18 protein-coding genes are annotated in these 22191 nt (G+C 71.3%); 15 read left to right on the forward strand and 3 right to left on the reverse strand.

The annotated features are described in order from the left end of the window. Window positions 1–38: 38 nt before the first annotated feature. The 4 genes from ACIBG6_RS26965 (at window position 39) to ACIBG6_RS26980 (ending at window position 4659) form a co-directional block, all read left to right on the forward strand. Window positions 39–2585: a DUF4118 domain-containing protein gene (locus ACIBG6_RS26965; RefSeq protein WP_399225182.1), complete on the forward strand. Its 2547-nt coding sequence runs from the start codon at window positions 39–41 to the stop codon at window positions 2583–2585. Between the two features lie 180 nt (window positions 2586–2765). Next, window positions 2766–3452, forward strand: coding sequence for a response regulator (locus ACIBG6_RS26970; RefSeq protein ID WP_399225183.1), 687 nt, complete (start codon window positions 2766–2768; stop codon window positions 3450–3452). 58 nt (window positions 3453–3510) lie between these two features. Further along, window positions 3511–3909, forward strand: a complete 399-nt coding sequence (locus ACIBG6_RS26975) for an OB-fold nucleic acid binding domain-containing protein (protein ID WP_399225184.1) — start codon at window positions 3511–3513, stop codon at window positions 3907–3909. Window positions 3910–3912: 3 nt separating this feature from the next. Then, window positions 3913–4659 carry a DUF3159 domain-containing protein gene (locus tag ACIBG6_RS26980; protein WP_399225186.1) on the forward strand — a complete coding sequence of 249 codons (747 nt, stop codon included), beginning with the start codon at window positions 3913–3915 and terminating at the stop codon, window positions 4657–4659. Window positions 4660–4760: 101 nt separating this feature from the next. Here the strand turns inward: ACIBG6_RS26980 and ACIBG6_RS26985 are convergent, their stop codons facing one another. Then, complete coding sequence (locus ACIBG6_RS26985; RefSeq protein ID WP_399225187.1) at window positions 4761–5438, reverse strand: potassium channel family protein; 678 nt, start codon at window positions 5436–5438, stop codon at window positions 4761–4763. Continuing rightward, the gene (locus ACIBG6_RS26990; RefSeq protein WP_317599953.1) at window positions 5438–6106 is read right to left on the reverse strand and encodes a TrkA family potassium uptake protein; all 669 of its coding nucleotides are present in this window, start codon (window positions 6104–6106) and stop codon (window positions 5438–5440) included. The genes ACIBG6_RS26985 and ACIBG6_RS26990 overlap by 1 nt, the downstream gene beginning before the upstream one ends. A 234-nt stretch (window positions 6107–6340) precedes the next feature. Between ACIBG6_RS26990 and ACIBG6_RS26995 the strand changes: the two genes are divergently transcribed. The 3 genes from ACIBG6_RS26995 (at window position 6341) to ACIBG6_RS27005 (ending at window position 12225) form a co-directional block, all read left to right on the forward strand. Then, complete coding sequence (locus ACIBG6_RS26995; RefSeq protein WP_399225190.1) at window positions 6341–8392, forward strand: APC family permease; 2052 nt, start codon at window positions 6341–6343, stop codon at window positions 8390–8392. A gap of 127 nt (window positions 8393–8519) precedes the next feature. Next, window positions 8520–9848 (forward strand): class I SAM-dependent RNA methyltransferase, encoded by a 1329-nt coding sequence (locus tag ACIBG6_RS27000; protein WP_399225192.1) that lies wholly within the window; start codon window positions 8520–8522, stop codon window positions 9846–9848. 241 nt (window positions 9849–10089) lie between these two features. Continuing rightward, window positions 10090–12225 (forward strand): ATP-binding protein, encoded by a 2136-nt coding sequence (locus tag ACIBG6_RS27005; RefSeq protein ID WP_399225193.1) that lies wholly within the window; start codon window positions 10090–10092, stop codon window positions 12223–12225. Here the strand turns inward: ACIBG6_RS27005 and ACIBG6_RS27010 are convergent. Continuing rightward, a complete protein-coding gene (locus ACIBG6_RS27010; protein WP_399225194.1) occupies window positions 12152–13876 on the reverse strand; it encodes a hypothetical protein in 1725 nt (574 codons plus the stop codon). The genes ACIBG6_RS27005 and ACIBG6_RS27010 overlap by 74 nt on opposite strands. A 301-nt stretch (window positions 13877–14177) precedes the next feature. On the opposite strand from ACIBG6_RS27010, the gene ACIBG6_RS27015 reads away from it, so the two are divergent. From ACIBG6_RS27015 to ACIBG6_RS27050, 8 genes are all read left to right on the forward strand, one after another. Beyond that, on the forward strand, window positions 14178–14975 hold the full coding sequence (locus ACIBG6_RS27015) for a putative protein N(5)-glutamine methyltransferase (RefSeq protein ID WP_399225195.1): 798 nt from the start codon (window positions 14178–14180) through the stop codon (window positions 14973–14975). A 73-nt stretch (window positions 14976–15048) separates the two neighbouring features. Continuing rightward, window positions 15049–15897 carry a metallophosphoesterase family protein gene (locus ACIBG6_RS27020; RefSeq protein WP_399225196.1) on the forward strand — a complete coding sequence of 283 codons (849 nt, stop codon included), beginning with the start codon at window positions 15049–15051 and terminating at the stop codon, window positions 15895–15897. Between the two features lie 159 nt (window positions 15898–16056). After that, window positions 16057–16971, forward strand: coding sequence for a dihydrodipicolinate synthase family protein (locus ACIBG6_RS27025; RefSeq protein WP_399225198.1), 915 nt, complete (start codon window positions 16057–16059; stop codon window positions 16969–16971). 48 nt (window positions 16972–17019) lie between these two features. Beyond that, on the forward strand, window positions 17020–18024 hold the full coding sequence (locus ACIBG6_RS27030) for a proline racemase family protein (RefSeq protein WP_399225199.1): 1005 nt from the start codon (window positions 17020–17022) through the stop codon (window positions 18022–18024). A 107-nt stretch (window positions 18025–18131) separates the two neighbouring features. Next, window positions 18132–18827 (forward strand): GntR family transcriptional regulator, encoded by a 696-nt coding sequence (locus tag ACIBG6_RS27035; protein ID WP_399225200.1) that lies wholly within the window; start codon window positions 18132–18134, stop codon window positions 18825–18827. 132 nt (window positions 18828–18959) lie between these two features. Further along, the gene (locus tag ACIBG6_RS27040) at window positions 18960–20222 is read left to right on the forward strand and encodes a PLP-dependent aminotransferase family protein (RefSeq protein WP_399225201.1); all 1263 of its coding nucleotides are present in this window, start codon (window positions 18960–18962) and stop codon (window positions 20220–20222) included. Between the two features lie 103 nt (window positions 20223–20325). Next, window positions 20326–20757: a cell division protein SepF gene (locus tag ACIBG6_RS27045; RefSeq protein ID WP_399225203.1), complete on the forward strand. Its 432-nt coding sequence runs from the start codon at window positions 20326–20328 to the stop codon at window positions 20755–20757. Between the two features lie 55 nt (window positions 20758–20812). Next, window positions 20813–22102: an ATP-binding protein gene (locus ACIBG6_RS27050; protein ID WP_399225204.1), complete on the forward strand. Its 1290-nt coding sequence runs from the start codon at window positions 20813–20815 to the stop codon at window positions 22100–22102. Window positions 22103–22191: the final 89 nt, after the last annotated feature.

Below are 22191 nucleotides of genomic sequence, written 5' to 3' on the forward strand. Positions count from 1 at the left end.
GTACGGAATGTCCGATTGGCTGGACGTATGGTCGTGCCATGGGACGCGGCAAGCTTCGGATCTACCTCGGCGCTGCGCCGGGCGTCGGCAAGACGTACGCGATGCTCTCCGAGGGACACCGCCGCATCGAGCGCGGTACGGACTGCGTCGTCGCCTTCGTGGAGCACCACGGGCGGCCGCGTACGGAGGTGATGCTGCACGGCCTGGAGCAGGTTCCGCGCAGGACCCTGGACCACCGGGGCGCCACCTTCACCGAGATGGACGTCGACGCGGTCCTGGCCAGGAAGCCGGCCGTCGCCCTCGTCGACGAGCTCGCCCACACGAACGTCCCCGGCTCCCGGAACCCCAAGCGCTGGCAGGACGTCGCCGAGCTCCTCTCGGCCGGCATCGACGTCGTGTCGACGGTCAACATCCAGCACCTGGAGTCGCTGGGCGACGTCGTCGAGTCGATCACCGGGGTACGGCAGCGCGAGACCGTCCCCGACGAGATCGTCCGCCGCGCCGACCAGATCGAACTGGTCGACATGTCGCCCCAGGCCCTGCGCCGCCGCATGGCCCACGGCAACATCTACACGTCCGACAAGGTCGACGCGGCGCTCTCCAACTACTTCCGCCCCGGCAACCTCACCGCCCTGCGCGAGCTCGCGCTGCTGTGGACGGCCGACCGCGTCGACGAGTACCTCCAGCAGTACCGCGGCGAGCACAACATCCGCTCCACCTGGCAGGCCCGTGAGCGCATCGTCGTGGGCCTGACCGGCGGCCCCGAGGGCCGCACGCTCATACGGCGGGCCACCCGGCTGGCCGAGAAGGGCGCGGGCGGCGAGGTCCTCGCCGTCTACATCGCCCGCAGCGACGGTCTCACCGCCGCCTCGCCGAAGGAACTGGCCGTCCAGCGGACCCTCGTCGAGGACCTCGGCGGAACGTTCCACCACGTCATCGGCGACGACGTCCCCTCCGCGCTCCTGGAGTTCGCCCGCGGGGTCAACGCCACCCAGATCGTCCTCGGCTCGAGCCGCCGCCGCACCTGGCAGTACGTGTTCGGCCCCGGCGTCGGCCAGACCGTGGCCCGCGAGTCCGGTCCCGACCTCGACGTCCACATCGTCACCCACAGCGAGGTCGCCAAGGGGCGGGGGCTGCCCGTCGCGCGCGGGGCGCGGCTCGGCCGGTCCCGGATCCTCGGCGGCTGGCTGGTCGGCGTCGGCGGACCCGCGGTCCTTGCCCTGCTCCTCACCCACGTCGACGCCGACCTCGGCCTCGCCAACGACATGCTGCTCTTCCTCGCGCTCACCGTCGCCGCCGCGATGCTCGGCGGGTTCCTGCCCGCGCTCGCGTCGGCGGCGGTCGGCTCCTTCCTCCTGAACTGGTTCTTCACCCCGCCCGTCCACCGGATCACCATCGCCGACCCCAAGAACATCGTCGCCCTCGCCGTCTTCCTCGGCGTCGCGATGGCCGTCGCCTCGGTGGTGGACCTGGCGGCCCGGCGCACCCATCAGGCGGCCCGGCTCCGCGCCGAGTCCGAGGTGCTCTCGTACCTCGCGGGCAGCGTGCTGCGCGGCGAGACCAGCCTGGACGCACTCCTCGAACGGGTCCGCGAGACGTTCTCGATGGAGTCGGTGACCCTGCTGGAGCGGGCGGACGAGATCGAGCCGTGGACCCGGGCGGCGAGCGTGGGCCCCCACCCGGTCGCACGGCCGGAGGACGCGGACGTGGACATGCCGGTCGGCGACCGTCTGGCCCTTGCCCTGACGGGCCGGGTGCTGCCCGCCGAGGACCGGCGGGTCCTCGGTGCGTTCGCCGCGCAGGCGGCGGTCGTCCTGGACCGGCAGCGGCTGGTCGGCGAGGCCGAGGAGGCCAGGAAGCAGGCCGAGGGCAACAAGATCCGTACGTCCCTGCTCGCCGCCGTCAGCCACGACCTGCGCACCCCGCTCGCGAGCATCAAGGCCTCCGTCACCTCCCTCCGCTCCGACGACGTCGAATGGTCCGAGGAGGACCGCGCCGAACTCCTCGAAGGCATCGAGGCGGGCGCCGACCGCCTCGACCACCTCGTCGGGAACCTCCTCGACATGTCCCGCCTCCAGACCGGCACGGTCACGCCGCTGATCCGCGTCGTGGACCTCGACGAGGTCGTCCCGATGGCCCTCGGGGGAGTGCCCGACGGCAGCGCCGAGCTCGACATCCCCGAGACCCTGCCGATGGTCGAGGTCGACAAGGGCCTGCTGGAGCGGGCCGTCGCCAACATCGTCGAGAACGCCGTCAAGTACAGCCCCGACGGCGAACCCGTCTCGGTCGCGGCCAGCACCCTGGGAGAACGCGTCGAGCTGCGCGTCGTGGACCGCGGCCCCGGAGTGCCCGACGAGAGCAAGGACGGCATCTTCGAGCCGTTCCAGCGCTTCGGCGACGCCCCGCGCGGTGCCGGTGTCGGGCTCGGCCTCGCGGTCGCCCGCGGCTTCGTCGAGGCCATGGGCGGGACCCTCGCCGCCGAGGACACCCCGGGCGGCGGACTCACCATGGTGCTCACCCTCAGGGCCGTGCGGGGCGGGCCCCCGGAACCGGCCGTGGAGCTTCCGGCGCATGCCGTGAGCTGAGCGGCGCGGCGGCTCTCGTCCCGCGTCCGGTCACGTACAGCGCCCGCTCTCGTACACATCAGCCTCGTACACATCAGCCTCGTACACATCAGCCTCGTACACATCAGCTCCGTACACATCGAGTCACCGGTCTCACCCAAGCCGCCCGCAACGGGCACCGAAGAAGGTAGGTCCCCCTCCATGACCCGGGTCCTCGTGGTCGACGACGAGCCACAGATCGTCCGCGCCCTGGTGATCAACCTCAAGGCGCGGAAGTACGAGGTCGATGCCGCACCCGACGGTGCCACCGCCCTCCGGCTGGCCGCCGAGCGCCACCCCGACGTCGTCGTCCTCGACCTCGGTCTGCCCGACATGGACGGCGTCGAGGTCATCAAGGGCCTGCGCGGCTGGACGAGGGTGCCGATCCTGGTCCTCTCCGCCCGCCAGACCTCCGACGAGAAGGTCGAGGCGCTCGACGCCGGCGCCGACGACTACGTCACCAAGCCCTTCGGCATGGACGAGCTGCTCGCGCGGCTGCGCGCGGCCGTGCGACGCGCCGAGCCGGTCGGCGGCGCCGAGGACGGCACGGTGGTCGTCGAGACCGAGGGCTTCACCGTCGACCTGGCGGCGAAGAAGGTCCACCGCGACGGCCGGGACGTCCGGCTCACCCCCACCGAGTGGCACCTCCTGGAGGTCCTCGTCCGCAACGGCGGGCGGCTTGTCAGCCAGAAGCAGCTGCTCCAGGAGGTCTGGGGCCCCTCGTACGGCACGGAGACCAACTACCTCCGCGTGTACATGGCGCAACTGCGGCGCAAGCTGGAGGCCGACCCCTCGCACCCCCGCCATTTCGTCACCGAACCGGGCATGGGCTACCGCTTCGAACGGTGAAGCGAACGTCGTGTGTACAGCCGGTCCTGGTGGCAGTAGAGGCCGGTACGCTTTCTGTATGAGTGCTGCACCGCGTACAGAGAAGCCGGCCGGTAGGTTCCGCCGGATGCTCGACCGGCTCTCCTCCACCCCGGAGGACCTGGAGTCGGAGGAGCTCCAGGAGGACGCCGAGGCCACGGGGTGCACCCGCATCTGTGACTGCTCCGACCGCCAGATAGTCAAGGTGACTGGTACCTTGCGCACGGTCACGCTGCGTCCCAGGGCCGGTGTGCCCGCGCTGGAGGCCGAGCTCTTCGACGGCACGGCACCGCTGGACGTCGTCTGGCTGGGCCGCCGCTCCATCGTGGGCATCGAACCGGGCCGCAGGCTGATCGCCTCCGGCCGGATCTCCATGAGCCACGGCCGGCGGGTCCTCTTCAACCCCAAATACGAGCTCCGACCGCTCGGACAGGAGTAGCCGGTGACGTCCCTCGACAAGCCGACCACGGATCAGGGCGCCCAGGCCCCTCAGGACGCCCAGGCCTCGAAGGAGGTCACCGAGGCCGCGCTGTTCGAGGCCTTCGGCGGCCTGCGGGGCATGATCGAGACGGTCGTGCCCGGCCTGCTGTTCGTCACGATCTTCACGATCAACAAGGACCTGCACATCTCGGCGATCGCCGCGCTCGCGGTCTCGCTGGTCCTGGTCGCCGTCCGGCTGATCCGCCGCGACACCGTCAAGCACGCCTTCAGCGGCGTCTTCGGAGTCGCCTTCGGTGTCGTCTTCGCGATGATGACGGGCAACGCCAAGGACTTCTACCTGCCGGGCATGCTCTACACGCTGGGCCTCGCCCTCGCGTACATCGTCACCACGGTCGCGGGCGTCCCGCTGATCGGCCTGATCCTCGGCCCGGTGTTCAAGGAGAACCTCTCCTGGCGCACCCGCAACCCCGGCCGCAAGAAGGCGTACGCGAAGGCCAGCCTGGCCTGGGGCTTCATCCTGCTCGCCAAGTGCGCGATCCTCTTCCCCATGTACTGGTGGGCCGACACCACCAAGTTCGGCTGGGTCCTGGTCGCCCTGAAGATCCCGCCGTTCCTGCTCGCGGTCTACCTCACCTGGATGTTCCTCGCGAAGGCGCCGCCGCCGATCGACGTCTTCGCCGAGATGGAGGCCGAGGAGCGCGCCGAGAAGGAGCGCAAGGCGGCCGCGCGGAGCACGCCGGAGGCCTGAGCGCCACCGCGTTCGTGCCTGTACGGGAAGGGCCCGGAACCTGATGACAGGTTCCGGGCCCTTCCCGTACAGATCAGACGTACGGAGAGATCAGGCGAGTCCTACGACTCGTTGGCGTCGCGGCGGACCTGCAACAGGTCCTCCAGCTGCTCCTCGCGGGCCTGCGCGGCCACGAACAGCAGCTCGTCGCCGGCCTCCAGGGTCTCCTCCGGGCTCGGCGTCAGCACCCGCGAACCGCGGATGATCGTCACCAGCGAGGTGTCCTCGGGCCAAGCCACGTCCCCGACCGAGGTGCCGGCGACGGCCGACTCCGGCGGGAGCGTCAGCTCGACGAGGTTCGCGTCGCCGTGGCTGAAGCGGAGCAGCCGGACGAGGTCGCCGACGCTCACCGCCTCCTCGACCAGGGCCGACATGAGGCGCGGCGTCGAGACGGCGACGTCCACACCCCAGGCCTCGTTGAACAGCCACTCGTTCTTCGGGTTGTTGACCCGGGCGACGACCCGCGGCACGCCGTACTCGGTCTTGGCGAGGAGCGAGACGACCAGGTTCACCTTGTCGTCGCCGGTCGCCGCGATCACCACATTGCAGCGCTGGAGCGCCGCCTCGTCGAGGGACGTGATCTCACAGGCGTCGGCGAGCAGCCACTCCGCCTGCGGCACCCGCTCCACCGAGATGGCGGTCGGCGCCTTGTCGATCAGCAGGACCTCGTGCCCGTTCTCCAGGAGCTCGCCCGCGATGGAACGGCCCACCGCACCCGCGCCCGCAATAGCGACACGCATCAGTGACCGCCCTCCTCAGGACCCTCGGCGAAGGCCTCCTCGACATTCGCGATGTCGTCCGTACGCATCATCACGTGCACCAGGTCACCCTCCTGGAGCACCGTCTGCGAGGTCGGCAGAATCGCTTCGCCCAGTCGGGTGAGGAAGGCGACACGGACACCGGTCTCCTCCTGGAGACGGCTCACCTTGTGGCCGATCCACGCGGGGGAGGTGTGCACCTCCGCGAGCTGCACGCCGCCGCTCGGGTCCCGCCACAGCGGCTCCGCGCCGGAGGGCAGCAGCCGCCGCAGCATCTGGTCGGCGGTCCAGCGGACCGTCGCGACCGTCGGGATCCCGAGGCGCTGGTAGACCTCGGCACGGCGGGGGTCGTAGATCCGCGCCGCCACGTTCTCGATGCCGAACATCTCGCGCGCGACCCGCGCCGCGATGATGTTCGAGTTGTCGCCACTGCTCACCGCGGCGAAGGCACCGGCGTCCTCGATCCCGGCCTCGCGCAGCGTGTCCTGGTCGAAGCCCACACCCGTGACGCGCCGTCCGCCGAAACCGGACCCCAGCCGACGGAAAGCCGTCGGGTCCTGGTCGACGACCGCGACGGTGTGCCCCTGCTGTTCGAGGGTCTGCGCGAGAGCGGCTCCCACTCGCCCGCAGCCCATGATGACGATGTGCACGTCCCCTTACCCCGCACTCCTGATCGCCCTACTGACCTGCGAAAACACCCTGCCCACAACTTTCCTCGCCCGATCCGCCCGGGCCGCGGCGGGCAACGCCCTGCCGGGTTGCCCGGTCCGAGCTTATGCGGGAACGCTGGCGGGGACCGCATCCGAGGTGGTACTCAGGGAGATTCCGTGCCGATCGGGGGTGCCGGTGAGCATGGCGGATTTCGAACGCTTACGATCCTCTCCGTGTCCAAACTGACCGACGTGCCCAAACGGATCCTGATCGGGCGGGCCCTGCGCAGCGACAAGCTCGGGGAAACCCTTCTCCCGAAGCGGATCGCCCTCCCCGTCTTCGCCTCCGACCCGCTGTCCTCGGTGGCGTACGCGCCAGGCGAGGTGCTGCTCGTCCTCTCCGTCGCGGGACTGTCGGCCTACCACTTCAGCCCGTGGATCGCGCTCGCGGTCGTCGTCCTGATGTTCACGGTCGTCGCCTCGTACCGCCAGAACGTGCACGCGTACCCGAGCGGCGGCGGCGACTACGAGGTCGCCAACACCAACCTCGGGCCGAAGGCCGGACTCACCGTCGCGAGCGCCCTGCTCGTCGACTACGTCCTCACCGTGGCCGTCTCGATCTCCTCGGGCATCGAGAACCTGGGATCCGCGATCCCGTTCGTCGTCGAGCACAAGGTGGCCTGCGCGGTCGCCGTCATCGTCCTGCTCACGGTGATGAACCTGCGCGGGGTGAAGGAGTCGGGCAGCCTCTTCGCCATCCCGACGTACGTCTTCGTCGCCGGCGTCTTCCTCATGATCGCCTGGGGCGCGTACAAGGGGATCGTCCTCGACGAGACCATGAAGGCCCCCACCGCCGACTTCGAGATCAAGCCCGAGCACGAGGGACTCGCCGGTTTCGCACTGGTCTTCCTGCTGCTCCGCGCCTTCTCCTCCGGCTGTGCCGCGCTCACCGGCGTCGAGGCGATCTCCAACGGCGTCCCCGCCTTCCGGAAGCCGAAGTCCAGGAACGCCGCCACGACGCTCGCCCTCATGGGCGGCCTGGCCGTCACCATGTTCTGCGGCATCATCTTCCTGGCCATGGCCACCGACGTGCGGATGGCCGAGAAGCCCGCCCAGGACCTGCTGCTCAACGGCGAGCCGGTCGGCGAGGGCTACGTCCAGGACCCGGTCATCTCACAGGTCGCGGCCGCCGTCTTCGGCGACGGGACGTTCTTCTTCATCGTGCTCGCCGCCGCCACCGCGCTCGTCCTCTTCCTGGCGGCCAACACCGCGTACAACGGCTTCCCGCTCCTCGGCTCGATCCTCGCCCAGGACCGGTACCTGCCGCGCCAGCTGCACACCCGCGGCGACCGCCTCACCTTCTCCAACGGCATCGTGCTCCTCGCGGGCGCCGCCGCGCTCCTCGTCTGGGTCTACGGGGCCGACTCGACCAAGCTCATCCAGCTCTACATCGTCGGAGTCTTCGTCTCCTTCACGCTGAGCCAGATCGGCATGGTCCGGCACTGGAACCGGCACCTGAAGACGGAGAGGGACCAGGCCAAGCGCCGCCACATGTTCCGCTCCCGCGCGATCAACGCGTTCGGCGCCTTCTTCACCGGCCTCGTCCTCGTCGTCGTCCTCGCCACCAAGTTCACCCACGGCGCGTGGGTCGCCCTGCTCGGCATGGTGATCTTCTACGGGACGATGAGCGCGATCCGCCGGCACTACGACTCCGTCTCCGCGGAGATCGCCGCCGCCGAGGAACGTCCCGACGAGTACGTGCGCCCCTCCCGGGTCCGCTCCATCGTCCTCGTCTCCAAGCTCCACAAGCCCACCCTCCGCGCCCTGGCCTACGCCAAGCTCATGCACGCGAACGAGCTGGAGGCGCTGACCGTCAACGTCGACCCGGCCGAGACGAAGGCGCTCAGGGAGGAGTGGGAGCGGCGCGGCATCAACGTCCCGCTCAAGATCCTCGACTCGCCGTACCGCGAGATCACCCGCCCGGTGATCGAGTACGTCAAGAACATCCGCCGCGAGAGCCCGCGCGACGCCGTCTCGGTCTACATCCCCGAGTACGTCGTCGGCCACTGGTACGAGCACCTGCTCCACAACCAGAGCGCCCTGCGGCTCAAGGGCAGGCTGCTCTTCACCCCGGGCGTCATGGTGACCTCCGTCCCGTACCAGCTCCAGTCCTCCGAGGTCGCGAGGAAGCGGGCCAGGAAGCGCCAGGACTGGAACGCGCCGGGCTCGGTGCGCCGCGGCCCGGTGGAGAAGCGCCAGAAGGAATCGCCCACAAAGAACACCTAGTCCCGAACAGGCCGCAAGGAACACCGGCTGCAAAGAACAACCGGAAAAGAACAACTAGACTGGTGGGCTGCCGTCCGAAGTATCCGGACGACGGCCCACCGTCACTTCCTCTTGGAGTCCCCCCGCCATGCAGAACACCCCTGTTTCGTCGTTGGTCGGGGAAGAGTACGAGGTCGAGGTCGGCCCGGTGGCCCACGGCGGGCACTGCATCGCCCGCACCGAAGAGGGCCGCGTCCTCTTCGTCCGCCACGCACTGCCCGGCGAGAAGATCGTCGCCCGCGTCACCGAGGGCGAGGAGACCTCCCGCTTCCTGCGCGCCGACGCGGTCACGATCCTCGACCCGTCCAAGGACCGCGTCGAGGCCCCCTGCCCCTTCGCGGGCCCCGGCAAGTGCGGCGGCTGCGACTGGCAGCACGCCAAGCCCGGCGCCCAGCGCCGGCTCAAGGGCGAGGTCATCGCCGAGCAGCTCCTGCGGCTCGCCGGGCTCACCCCAGAGGAGGCCGGCTGGGACGGCACCGTCATGCCGGCCGAGGGCGACAAGCTGCCGCCGGGCGAGGTTCCGCAGTGGCGCACCCGCGTCCAGTACGCGGTCGACGCCGAAGGCCACGCGGGCCTCCGCAAGCACCGCTCGCACGACGTCGAGATCATCGACCACTGCATGATCGCCGCCGAGGGCGTCTCGGAACTCGGCATCGAGAAGCGCACCTGGGAGGGCATGGCCACGGTCGAGGCCATCGCCGCGTCCGGCTCGAACGACCGCCAGGTCATCCTGACCCCGAAGCCCGGCGGCCGCCTCCCGCTCGTCGAACTCGACAAGCCGGTCTCCGTCCTCCGCGTCGACGAGAAGGACGGCGGAGTCCACCGCGTCCACGGCCGCGCCTTCGTCCGCGAGCGGGCCGACGAGCGCACCTACCGCGTCGGCAACGGCGGCTTCTGGCAGGTCCACCCGCAGGCCGCCCAGACCCTCATGCTCGCCGTCATGCAGGGCCTCACCCCCCGCAAGGGCGACAGCGCCCTCGACCTCTACTGCGGCGTCGGCCTCTTCGCGGGCGCCATCGCCGACCGCGTCGGCGAGCGGGGCGCGGTCCTCGGCATCGAGTCGGGCAAGCGCGCTGTCGAGGACGCCCGCCACAACCTGGCCGGGTTCCCGCGCGTCCGCATCGAGCAGGGCAAGGTCGAGGCGGTCCTCCCGCGCACGGGCATCACGGAGGTCGACCTCATCGTCCTGGACCCGCCCCGCGCCGGCGCGGGCAAGCAGACCGTCCACCACCTGGCCGGCCTCGGCGCCCGCCGCATCGCCTACGTCGCCTGCGACCCGGCGGCCCTGGCCCGCGACATCTCCTACTTCGCCGAACGCGGCTACCGCGTCCGCACCCTCCGCGCCTTCGACCTCTTCCCGATGACGCACCACGTGGAGTGCGTGGCGATCCTGGAGCCGGTGAAGAAGGACGCCTGACCTCTGGTTTTGTGAGTGCGCGTGAAGCGCGTTGTAAGCGCTGTGGGCGTTGCGGGTGTTGTCTCGAGGGTGTCGGGACGAGGCTCGTGACGCCCATTCGGCGTTCTTGGCGGAGTGTCAGAGTGGCGCATGTATCGCGCCAGGCAGGGAAGTTACGGAGGTCCGGGTGTTTTCTTGATCCGGAGGCGCGGCGATACAGTCCGGGCCGGAGTCGGATTGGGGACCAGGGGGAGGGGCCGGCGTGTTGGAGGTTGTGGCGCTCAGTGCGCTCACCACGTTCCTGTTGGGCGTGGGGAACGGTGCCGCGGGGGAGATCGGCAAGGCGATGACCCTGTCGACGGGTGCTCTGGTGAGACGGGCGCTTGGGCGGGAGACGCCTCTGCCTGCCGGTGCGGAGGACAGGCAGGCGCTGGCCGGGCGGGTGTACGCGCGGCTGAGTCGTGATCCGCGGGAGGCCGGGGAGTGGGCCCTTCTCATGGAGGGCGGGCCGGATCAGGACGCGGCGCCGGCCGGTGGTGGCATGCCTCCTGCTCCGTGGGCGTTCACCAACCGGCAGAAGGTGTTGAAGCGGTTGACGCGGGAAGCGACCCGTCCTTGGGACGGGCGGCCTCGCGTCTCGTTGCTCTCCGGAGCCCCCGGGAGCGGTACGACCTCGGTGGCGCTCCGGCTCGGAGCCGAATGCCGTGACCGGTTTCCCGACGGGCAGTTCTATGTCGACCTGCGCGACGCGGCCGGCGAGAACGGGCCCGAACCGGCCGCGGTGCTGCCGCGGTTGCTGCGCGAGATGGACGTCGACCCCGAGCGGATGCCCACCACCGAGGCGGGGCGGGAGCGGCTCTACCGGCGGCTCACTGTGGGGCGTAAGGCCTTGGTCGTGGTTGACCATGTCACCTCACTGGCCCAGGTCCGCAGCCTCGTACCGGCAACTCCCGATGTCTTTCTGCTCGTTGTCGTGTCCGGCCCGCCCCTTCTTCTGGAGGCGGAGCGCGTCGCCGTGCCGCCGTTGAGCGACCGGTACGCGAAGAAGCTCGTACGGAAGGTGGCGGGGCCGGAACACGCGGCGCGGGTCTCGGCGCAGTTGCCCGGGCTGCTCGACCGTTGCCAGGGCAACGCGTACGCCCTCCACACCGAGGCGCGTCTGCTGGCCGGGGAGGTGGCCGCTCCGGGGTCCGGGGCCGAGGCGTGGCGGCAGGATCCGGTGCGTGGCACCGTGCGGCACGCTTCCCTGCGGATCGGTTCGGAGGCCGTGCGGCTCTGCCGGCTCACTGCGCTGGGCGGGTGGCCGGCCGTCAGCGCCGAACTCGCCGCGGCCGCAGCGGGGTTCGGCGACGACGAGGAGCGGGCGGCTCGGATGCTCGCCGAGGCCGCGGACGTGGGGCTGGTGGAGTCCCTGCCCGGCTCGCGCTATCGCTTCCGGCCCGAGGTCAGGCGTCAGTTGGCCGACGCCGCGGCGTCGGAGTACGGCGTCCAGGAGTGTTCGGACGCGGTGGGGCGGGTGCTCGGCACTCTTCTGACGCGCGTGCTGCACGCGGCGGACGCCGCCCTGCCGCAGAGCTGGCGTACGGAGCGGGCACCGGAGCCCTCGGGCGTTCGCCGGAACGAGTCCGACGGTGTCGCGGTGCTGGCGGCCGAGGTGGCCAATGTGGTCCGTGCCGTGTCCGTGGCCGAGGAGCACGGGCAGTTCACCACCGCGCTGCGGCTGGCCCGCGCCCTCTGGCCGCTCCAGCTGAAGGCCGGGTACTGGGACGAGGTGCTTCCGGCGCTGCGCGATGCGACGCGGTGCGCCGAGGAGAACGACGCGGACTCCCGGACGGCCGGGGCGCTGTACTTCCAACTGGCCCACTGCCTGGGGGAACTGGGCCGCTGGGAGCAGGCCGGCCGTGCGGCGCGGGCCGCCGTCGCGTGCGAGCGAGCTGCGGAACACCTGCGGGGTGAGGCGTCGTCCGTGGAACTGCTCGGTCTGTTGAGCCTGAACCGGTGGCTGTACGAGGAGGCGCTCGAGCGGTTCGTCGAAGCCGAGCACATCTACCGGAGGATCGCTCCGGGGCAGGAGGGTGCGGCGGACGTGCCGCGAGCCCTGGCCCTCGCCGAGCGCCACCAGGGCCGGGCGCTGCGCGGCCTGGGACGGCTGGACGAGGCCCGCCGTCGACTGGAGGGCGCCGTGGACTTCTTCGCCGGGACCGGGGAGCGGCCGGGCGAGGCGTACAACCAGGCCCGTGCGCTGACGGACCTCGCGGAGACGCTGCACGACAGCGGTGACGACGCGGCGGCGCTGACGAGGATCGCCGCGGCGGAGGCCCTGCTCAGTCCTGCCGCGGCTCCGCACCTGACGTACCTGGCGGGTCTGCGGCGGCGTTGTGAGGCCGGCACCCGGTAATACCCGACGAGGCGGTGACGGTGAACGGGTGCGTCCCGGCGGCCGTACGCATCCGGAGTGTGACGCCTCGCTCCGGGACCGTCCCGCCGTGCGCCAGCCAGACGTACAGCGACGACGCGTACGCCGCCGGGTCCGCGTCCGCCCCGGCGCCGACGTCGCCGGTCAGCCGGAACACGCCGTGCTCCCGGGTGCGTACGGTGCAGGTGTCCGGCCCCGTCACGTACACGGCTGCCGCGCAGTGCGGATGGAGCCGCAGGACGTCCTCGGTCCACCGGTCGGGACCGCCCAGGCGCGGATCGTCCGGCCGGCCGTCACGCGTGATCACATCCGCCAGTTCCAGATCCCCGGGGTGGCGGGTGTCCTCGTGCACGCCGAGGTGTGACGCGTAGGTGCCGGAGCTGTCGTAGGGGTGCTCCGCGGAACGCTCGATCGCGATCTCGGGTCCGCGGACCCGTGTCCGTACGTGCAGGGGAGCCGTCAGCTTCGGGGGGTCGTACGGAGGGAGCGGCAGCGGCTCCAGGGACGCGGGAGCGTCGGGCTCGGGGAGGTCCATCAGCCTGTAGAAGTGCCGGCGCAGCAGTATGGCCGAGCGGCCCGGGTCCGAGGTGACGAAGTCCGCGGCGGAGCCGTCCGGACGATGAGCGCTCAGGACCCGCTCCATCTGGGGGCGCAGGGGGGCGTTCGGATCGAGGCGCGGCGCGTGCCGGACGAACTCCGCGAGCGGCGCCTCGGGGTCGAGCTTCCCCTTCCCGTCCGCCGCCAGTAGTACGGGGGTCCCGAGCGCGGCGGCGTAGTAGGTCACCGCTCCGAAGTCCCCGAGGACCAGGTCCGCGGCGAGGAGCGCCTGCCGCCAGGCGTGGACGGGGTCGATCAGGATCAGCCCGGCGCGACGGGCCCGGTCCAGCCAGGCCCGGATCTGGCCGGGTCCGTGGCCGTGCCAGACGTTCGGGTGGAGCACGGCGGCCAGCCGGTACTCGTCGGCGGGGAGTTCGGCGGCGAGCCGGGGAAGCAGGCCGGGCAGGACGTCCTGTCCTCCGCCGCTTCCGAAGAGGCCCTCAGGGTTCCAGGTGGAGTTCAGTACGACGAGCCGCTGCCCGCGGCGTACGCCCAGGGCGCGCCTGAACCTGTCCCGGTACGGGCGCCCGGCGAGCATGCGGTCGAAGCAGGGGTCGCCGGCGAGTACGGCGGAGGGCACGGCCTCGGGACATACCCGGGTCAGCCGCTCCCGTTGTTCCGGGTGGGACAGGACGAGGCCGTCGACGAACGGCTTGCCCTCGGCCAGAAGCCACTCCGGCGACAGTCCGAACGTCGGCTCGTGGCTCGTGGCTCGTGGCTCGTGGCTCGTGGCTCGTGGCTCGTGCAGCCTCTTAGTGTATCCGACACCGTGTGACATCACGGACAAATTGCCCGGGATCTGGGCGAGTTCGCCACCGAAGCTGGCGGAGATCGCGAGGTCGACCGGTGTCGAAAGCGCCTGTTCCCACGGCAGCTCGGGAAGTTCCAGGTCGGCGAAGAGCTCCCGGAGCCCGCCCTGGAACGCGGAGGATCCCGTCGACGTGACCAGCAGCTGGACGCGGAAGTCGTCGTGGAAGAGCGGCAGCAGGTCCGTGAGGCGTCCGGCCGAGGTGACGTTGTGGACGACCAGCAGCACCCGGCGTCGGACGGTACGGCTCGTCCACCGCTGGGATCCCTCCCCGACCGGCACCCGTATCGGCCGTACCGGCCGTATCGGCAGGGGTTCGGCTGTCCCCACTCGTGACCTCCTGGGCGGGCATGGCGTCGTCGCGGATCACCTTAGCCGTGGGTGGGGGACCGGCCCGGAAGCGGAGCCTGGAGTGCGGTGGGCGGGTGCGCTTCGTCCGATCCGCAACTGGTCTGGGCGAAGGGTGAGATGAGTCCGTCGGATAATGTTGAGGCCTTTGCTTCGTGATCTCTGTCGTCGAAAGGCCTACATGTCGGTTCCTTCGCTGGACCACTCCGTATCCGCCATCGTCTCCCGGCTCCGGACCGCGGGGTGCGTCTTCGCCGAGGACGAGGCCGAGATGATCATGTCCGCGGCCCGTGACGCCGCTGAGCTGGAGGACATGGTCGAGCGGCGCGTCGTCGGTCTGCCGCTGGAGCACGTCGTCGGCTACGCGGAATTCTGCGGCCTGCGGATCGAGGTCGACGCCGAGGTCTTCGTACCCCGGCGGCGCACGGAGGCGCTCGTCCGGCAGGCGGCGGAGCTCGCTCCGGCGCGTGCGGTCGTCGTCGACCTGTGCTGCGGCTCCGGTGCGCTGGGCGTCGCGCTTGCCGCGGCCCTGGACGAGGTCGAGCTGTACGCGGCCGACGTCGACCCGGCCGCCGTCCGCTGCGCCCGGCGAAACGTCACTCCGGCCGGGGGCGAGGTCTACGAGGGCGACCTCTTCGAGCCGCTGCCGGCCGGGCTGAAGGGCCGCGTGGACGTCCTGCTGTCCAACGTCCCGTATGTGCCCACCGTGGAGATCGAGCTGCTGCCGGCGGAGGCTCGCGACTACGAGGCGCGCGTGGCTCTCGACGGGGGAGTGGACGGTCTGGAGGTCCTGCGGCGGGTCGTCGCCGAGGCGGCCGAGTGGCTGGCTCCGGGCGGTGTCCTGCTGTTCGAGACCAGCGAGCGGCAGGCCGACGAGGCCGTGGCCGCGGTCTCCGCCGCCGGTCTGGTCGCGCGGGTGGCCACCGACGACGAGCTGGACGCCACCGTGATCATCGCGAGCCGCCCCGACACCGCATGACACCGCATGACGTCGCCTGACTCCGTCTGACACCGCCAGTCACCGCCTGAGCGAAAAGGGAAAGAGGTCATCCATGGAGAGCAACTCTTCTCATCGCCGGCCGCAGCTCCTCGCCATCAGCGACCTGCACGTCGCCCACGAGGAGAACCGGCGGATCGTCGAAGAGCTCCGCCCCTCGTCGGACGGCGACTGGCTGATCGTGGCCGGTGACGTGGGGGAGATGTCCGAGCAGATCACCTGGGCCCTGCGGACGCTCAGCGAGCGGTTCGCGCGGGTGATCTGGAGCCCGGGCAACCACGAGCTGTGGACGCCGAACGAGGACCCGGTCCAGCTGCGGGGCGTCGAGCGGTACGAGTACCTGGTGGAGGTCTGCCGCGGCCTGGGCGTGCTCACCCCGGAGGATCCGTACGCGCTGTGGGAGGGCGACGGCGGCCCGGTCCGCGTCGCGCCCCTCTTCCTGCTGTACGACTACACCTTCCGCACGCCGACGGCCGCGAACAAGAAGGAGTCGCTCGAGCAGGCCTACGAGGCGGGGGTGGTGTGCACCGACGAGTTCTTCCTGCACCCCGATCCGTACGCCGGCCGCGAGGACTGGTGCGCGGCACGCGTGGCCCTCACCGAGCGGCGCCTCGCGGAGTGCGACCCCGACGTCCCGCTCGTCCTGGTCAACCACTGGCCCCTGCTCCGCGAGCCCACGCGGATCCTGCGCTACCCGGAGTTCGCCCAGTGGTGCGGGACTGAGCGGACGGCGGACTGGCACCGCCGGTTCAACACCGCGGTGGCCGTCTACGGCCACCTCCACATCCCGCGGACCACCGTGCACGACGGCGTGCGCTTCGAGGAGGTGTCGGTCGGCTACCCGAGGGAGTGGAAGCGCCCGGGCCACCCCAGGAACGTGCCGCGCCCGGTTCTCGTGCCGTGAATCGGTTCGCCAGGCGGTTTGCCCGTCGGTCCGCATGTCGGTCCGCACGCCGGTCCGCCCATCGGTCCAAGGGCGCGCCCGTCTGACCATGGCAGTCACCCCCTTGTGGCGCTACCGCAGATCGGTAAAATGTCACACACCATATAAGGGAGTTTCCTCATGGCCCACGAGCATGCCCCGGCGCACCGTGCCCACCCATGGCACGGCATCATGGTCGCCACCGCTCTCCCCCTGCGCGAGGACCGTTCCGTCGACTACGACGCGTACGCCGAGCATGTGGCCTGGCTGATCGCCAACGGGTGCGACGGGGTCGTCCCGAACGGCTCCCTCGGTGAGTACCAGACCCTGACCGACGAGGAGCGCGGCCGGGTCGTCCGTACCGCCGTCGAGGCCGCGGGTGACGGGGCGCGGGTCATGCCCGGTGTCTCCGCGTACGGGAGTGCCGAGTCCCGTCGCTGGGCCGAGCAGGCCGCCGAGGCCGGGGCCGCGTCGGTGCTGCTCCTGCCGCCGAACGCGTACCGCGCCGACGAACGGGCCGTACGAGCCCACTTCGCCGAGGTCGCCGCCGTCGGCCTGCCCGTCGTCGCGTACAACAACCCGCTCGACACCAAGGTCGACCTCACGCCCGACGTGCTGGCGCGCCTGCACGGCGACGGCAGCATCGTCGCCGTCAAGGAGTTCAGCGGTGACGTCCGCAGGGCGTACGAGATCGCCGAACTCGCCCCGGAACTCGACCTCCTGATCGGCGCCGACGACGTCCTCCTGGAGCTGGCGCTCGCCGGTGCGGTCGGCTGGGTCGCCGGCTATCCGAATGCCCTGCCCCGCAGTTGCGCCACGCTCTACCGGGCAGCCGTCGCCGGTGATCTCGACGTCGCGCTCCCGCTCTACAAGTCCCTCCATCCGCTCCTGCGCTGGGACTCCAAGGTCGAGTTCGTCCAGGCGATCAAGCTCTCCATGGACCTCGCCGGACGCCACGGGGGAGCCACCCGGGCGCCCCGTCCGCCGCTGGCGGCCGCACAGGACGCCGTCGTGCGCGCCGCGACCGAGAAGGCCCTCGCGGACGGGCACGCGTGAGCTCCGACGCACGACATTCCATCCGTCCGTACGTCTGAAAGGGACTCCATGCGTACGCGTCATGTCTTCCATGCCGTCGACTCGCACACCGAGGGCATGCCCACGCGCGTGATCACCGGTGGTGTCGGGGTCATTCCCGGTGCCACGATGGCCGAGCGCCGGCTGCACTTCATCGAGCACCTGGACCATCTCCGTACGCTGCTCATGTTCGAGCCGCGCGGGCACGCGGCGATGAGCGGCGCGATCCTCCAGCCGCCCACGCGGCCGGACGCGGACTACGGCGTCCTCTACATCGAGGTGTCCGGACTCCTCCCGATGTGCGGTCACGGCACGATCGGTGTCGCCACCGTCCTCGTCGAGACGGGCATGGTGCCGGTCGTCGAGCCCGTCACCACCGTCCGCCTCGACACCCCCGCCGGGCTCGTCAGCGTCGACGTCCGCGTCGAGGACGGCCGGGCGTGCTCCGTCACCTTCACCAACGTTCCCGCGTTCTCCGTCGGGCTCGACCTCAAGACGGAGGTGCCCGGGCTCGGCACCGTCACCTACGACCTCGCCTACGGCGGCAACTTCTACGCGTTCGTCGAACTCGACTCCCTGGGCCTGCCGTTCGACCGCGACCGCAAGGACGACCTCCTCGCCGCCGGACTCGCCGTCATGGACTCGATCAACTCGGGTCCCGACCGGCCGGTCCACCCCCTCGACCCGGCCTTCGCCGGCGTGAAGCACGTCTACCTGGCCGCGCCCGGCTCGGACGCGACCCGCTCGCGGCACGCCATGGCCATCCACCCGGGCTGGTTCGACCGTTCCCCCTGCGGCACCGGGACCAGCGCCCGCATGGCCCAGCTGCACGCCCGGGGTGAGCTTCCGCTCGACACCGACTTCGTCAACGAGTCCTTCATCGGTACGGAGTTCACCGGGCGGCTCGTCGGCGAGACCGAGGTGGGCGGGGTGCCCGCGGTCATTCCGACCGTCACCGGACGCGCCTGGATCACCGGCACCGCCCAGTACTTCCTCGACCCCGACGACCCCTTCCCCGCCGGGTTCCTCCTCTGATCTCCTGTGATCCCTTGCGGGCGGTTCCCGCGGAGGTTGTCCGAGGAACGCGTCAGAGAAACGTGACATTGTACGATGCTCCTCCGTGACTTCTCGGAGGGCGCACGATGGGTGACCTGAAACAGTACGGCCTCGTGAGAGCGCAGGAGCGGCTCCGCGACCAGGTCGGGCACGCCCTCCGGGCCGCCCTGATCGCCGGCGAACTCCGCCCCGGTCAGGTCTACTCGGCCCCTGGGCTCGCCGCCGACCTCGGCGTCTCCGCGACCCCGGTCCGCGAGGCGATGCTCGACCTGGCCCGCGAGGGTCTGGTCGAGCCCGTACGCAACAAGGGCTTCCGCATCACCGAGGTCAGCGAACGGGACCTCGACCAGTTCACCGAACTGCGGACCCTCATCGAGGTCCCCACCATCGGCCGCGTCACACAGAAGGCGACCCGGGACGAGCTGGAGGAACTCCGGCCAGTGGCCGAGGAGATCGTCTCCCGCGCCAGGGAACACGACCTCATCGGCTACCTGGAGGCCGACCGCCGCTTCCATCTCGCGCTGCTCTCGCTGTCCGGAAACGAGCGACTCGTCGAGACGGTGGGGGAACTGCGCAAGCGCTCCCGCCTCTACGGCCTCACCGGTCTGGACGAGGCGGGCAAGCTCGTCTCCTCGGCCGAGGAACACCTCGAACTCCTCGACCTGATGCTGGCCGGTGACGCCCGGGGCGCCGAGGCCTGCATGCGCCGCCACCTCGGCCATGTGCGCTCCCTCTGGGCCGATGGCCGCGACGTACCGGCCGGGCGGGCCGCGGTTCGGTAGGGAAGGAGGGAAGGGGGGCGGGGTGGCGTGATCCGGCTCGCCGAAGAGCGTGGAGGAGAACGCCAACTCGGCTTCTCCCAGGGGGATTTCGTAGCCCCTGGACAGCGCGCGGGCTGTCTATATGCTGACGCCATGCATTCCGCCGCTTCGACGCCCGCGAACGCCGCCGCCACCGCTGCCGACGGTTCTTCCGGCTCAGCCGCACCTGCACCCGCATCCGTCCCCGTACCCGGCATCGCCTCGCGGCTGGCCGGCGTCGCGTCGTCGCCGGTACGGGAGATCCTGGCGCTCACCGCGCGCCCCGAGGTGATCTCCTTCGCCGGGGGGCTGCCCGCCCCCGAGCTGTTCGACGTCGCGGGGATCCGAGCGGCGTACGACCGCGTCCTGGCCGAAAACCCCCGACAGGCGCTCCAGTACTCGACCACCGAGGGCGACCCGGAGCTGCGCACCGCGATCGCCGGCCGGCTCGCGGACCGCGACCTGCCCACGGACCCCGACGACCTGCTGATCACCACCGGCTCGCAGCAGGCCCTCACCCTCCTCACGACGGCCCTCGTCGAACCGGGCGGCGTGGTGCTCGTCGAGGACCCCTGCTACCTCGCGGCCCTCCAGACCTTCGCCTTCGCCGGTGCCCGCGTCGTCCCCGTACCCACCGACGACCAGGGCATCATCCCCGCCGCACTGGAGGAGATCGCGGCGCGCGAGAAGGCCACCCTCCTCTACGTCATCCCCACCTTCCAGAACCCCACGGGCCGTACGCTCCCCGCCGAGCGCCGCGCAGCCGTCGCCGCCGCCGCCGCGCGGCACGGGTTCTGGATCGTCGAGGACGACCCGTACGGCGAACTCCGCTACGACGGCGAGCGCGTCCCCTGCATCGCCGCCGACCCCGCGGCCGCCGACCGGACCGTCCTCCTCGGCTCCTTCTCCAAGGTGATGGCGCCCGGGCTCCGGCTCGGTTTTCTTCGTGCCCCCGCCGGCCTGCGCCGCGCGTGCGTGATCACGAAGCAGGCCGCCGACCTGCACACCTCCTCCATCGACCAGGCCGCGGCCGCGCGCTATCTGCGCGACAGCGACCTCGACGCGCACGTCGCCGGGATGCGGGCCGCGTACCGGGAGCGCCGGGACGCGATGCTCGAAGGGCTGCCCGCCGCGCTGCCCGAGGGCAGTCGCTGGAACCGTCCGGACGGCGGCATGTTCATCTGGGCCAGCCTCCCCGAGGGCCACGACGCGACGGCACTCCTGAAGGCCGCCGTCGGCCATGAGGTGGCGTACGTGCCGGGGGCGCCGTTCTTCTGCGGGGAGCCGGACCCGGGCTCGATGCGGCTGTCGTTCACCACCCACTCGGCCGACGAGATCAGGGAAGGTCTGCGCAGGCTGGCGAAGACCTTCGCCTGAATGCCGCTCACCTGAATGCCGCTCACCTGAATGCCGCTCACCGTCACGCCATGACCTCGTGTCGTTGTTGGGCCGAACGGGTGAGGAGCGGGAGGATGTGCCCATGAGTAGGTACGAGAGCTACGACGTCACCGACGAACAGTGGGAGGGCCTCGCCCAGGTCGTGCCCCTGCGCGGCCGTGACGAATGGCCGTCCAGGGTCGACCACCGCACGATCCCCGAGCAGTACGAGTCCGCCGAGCAGCGCCGCATGATCGTGCTGCGGGTCCAGGTGTTCGCCGACGCACGTGAGGTCGCCGAGTACCTCATCGCGCAGATCCCGGTCCTCCTCGATCTGACGAGCGCCGACGCCGATGTCGCCAAGCGCATCCTCGACTTCAGCAGCGGGGTCGTCTTCGGCCTCGGCAGCGGGATGCACCGCGTCGACCGGAACGTTTTCCTTCTTGCCCCGGCCGGTACGGAGGTCGAGGGCGCCGAGGGCGAGGACGGGGAGGAGGTCGTGGGCGGCCGGACCGCCCGCGTCCCCCGTTCGTAGGAAGGTCATCTAGCCGTAACGGTTCGTCAGGGAGCGGGCTGCGTACGGTCCGGGCATGGACCTCACCGGCGGCAGCACGCTCGCCCGCACGCCACACGCCTCCCCTTCCGGCGCCCTTTCCTCCGAAGCCAGTCCTTCCCTTCCCTCCTCCGCAACAGGCGGCAGATCGGCGGCCGGGGTCGGGGCCGGGGCCGGTGTCGGGGTCCAGGGCGGGGGCGGGCGCGGATGTGCCCGGCCGGTCGTCACCGAGCTGCGTCTGTCCGCGTTCGCCGGCCACCGTGGCGCCGTCCACGCGCTCGGGCCGGTCACTCTCTTCGCCGGGCCCAGCGGAAGCGGCAAGTCCACCACGCTCCGGGCGTACGAGGCGCTGGCCCGGCTCGGCGCGGGCGACTCCCTCGACGAGGTCTTCGCGGACGCCGCCGACTGCGTGCCCGAACGTGCCCGTCCCGACGCGCAGGGCCGACGCGGCTTCCGGATCGGGTGCACGGTCGACGGGCCGGCCGGCCCCGTCCACCTCGACCTCGCCGTCCAGGCCGAGCCCCGGCTCCGCATCGTCGGCGAGCGCCTCACGGGTCGAGGCCGCACCTTGCTCGCCACCGCCCTGCGCGACCCGGGCCGCAGCACCGTCCAGGCCGAGTGGCACACGGCCGGAGCCACCCCCGTCACCCGGGCACCGCTCCCCGACGACCTGCTCGGTACGGCCCTGCTCCCGCTGCGGGTCGCGGGCAAGACCACCGGCCAGCTGGAGGTCCTGGCCGCCGCCGAGCAAGTGGTCATCGGGCTGCGGTCCGTCTTTCCCTGCGACCCCCGGCCGGAGGGGATGCGGGCCCCCGTCCTCCCCGGCGAAGGGCGGTTGCGGCGCGACTGCGCCAACCTCGCGGAGGTCCTGCACCGCACCCACACGGACTGCCCGCGCAGACACCACCGCCTCACGACCGTGGCGGGCGCCGGCTGCGTCGGGCCCGTCACCGGGCTCGGCGTGCAGGAACTCCAGGACGGCACCGTCCGCGCCGTGTTGGAAAGGGGCGGTCGGCCCGCGACCCCGCTCGGCCGCCTCGGCGACGGCGAACTGCGGTACCTGGCCCTGGCGCTCACCCTGCTCACGGGCCCCGGTGTGCTCGCGATGGACCGGATCGCCGAGGTGCCGGAGGCCATGCAGAGCCTGACCCTGCTCGCCGACGGCCTGGACCGGGGGCTCGACGGGCGCCAGACGCGCGAACTGCTCGGCCTCGCCGTGGCCATCGCCGCCGACGGGCACATCCGGGTCGCGGGGACGGTCGGGGAGCGGGGGGCGGGGGAGGCTCGACGGACGCCCGGGGTGACGGTGGTAGACCTGGGCGTGTGACGGAGACGGAGAACACGAGGGTGGGCGGCGAGACGGTGGACGGCGAGACGGCTGACGGCGAGACGGCTGACGGCGAGAGGGCTGACGGC

The sequence above is a fragment of the Streptomyces sp. NPDC050842 genome (genome assembly GCF_044456565.1).
Classification (GTDB): domain Bacteria; phylum Actinomycetota; class Actinomycetes; order Streptomycetales; family Streptomycetaceae; genus Streptomyces.

Coding starts and splice junctions, on each gene's coding strand:
- ACIBG6_RS27045 (WP_399225203.1), top strand. CDS start 20,326: ATGAGTAGGTACGAGAGCTACGACGTCACCGACGAACAGTGGGAGGGC.
- ACIBG6_RS27000 (WP_399225192.1), top strand. CDS start 8,520: ATGCAGAACACCCCTGTTTCGTCGTTGGTCGGGGAAGAGTACGAGGTC.
- ACIBG6_RS26965 (WP_399225182.1), top strand. CDS start 39: ATGGGACGCGGCAAGCTTCGGATCTACCTCGGCGCTGCGCCGGGCGTC.
- ACIBG6_RS27015 (WP_399225195.1), top strand. CDS start 14,178: ATGTCGGTTCCTTCGCTGGACCACTCCGTATCCGCCATCGTCTCCCGG.
- ACIBG6_RS27025 (WP_399225198.1), top strand. CDS start 16,057: ATGGCCCACGAGCATGCCCCGGCGCACCGTGCCCACCCATGGCACGGC.
- ACIBG6_RS26975 (WP_399225184.1), top strand. CDS start 3,511: ATGAGTGCTGCACCGCGTACAGAGAAGCCGGCCGGTAGGTTCCGCCGG.
- ACIBG6_RS27035 (WP_399225200.1), top strand. CDS start 18,132: ATGGGTGACCTGAAACAGTACGGCCTCGTGAGAGCGCAGGAGCGGCTC.
- ACIBG6_RS26985 (WP_399225187.1), bottom strand. CDS start 5,438: ATGCGTGTCGCTATTGCGGGCGCGGGTGCGGTGGGCCGTTCCATCGCG.
- ACIBG6_RS27030 (WP_399225199.1), top strand. CDS start 17,020: ATGCGTACGCGTCATGTCTTCCATGCCGTCGACTCGCACACCGAGGGC.
- ACIBG6_RS27040 (WP_399225201.1), top strand. CDS start 18,960: ATGCATTCCGCCGCTTCGACGCCCGCGAACGCCGCCGCCACCGCTGCC.
- ACIBG6_RS27020 (WP_399225196.1), top strand. CDS start 15,049: ATGGAGAGCAACTCTTCTCATCGCCGGCCGCAGCTCCTCGCCATCAGC.
- ACIBG6_RS27050 (WP_399225204.1), top strand. CDS start 20,813: ATGGACCTCACCGGCGGCAGCACGCTCGCCCGCACGCCACACGCCTCC.
- ACIBG6_RS26970 (WP_399225183.1), top strand. CDS start 2,766: ATGACCCGGGTCCTCGTGGTCGACGACGAGCCACAGATCGTCCGCGCC.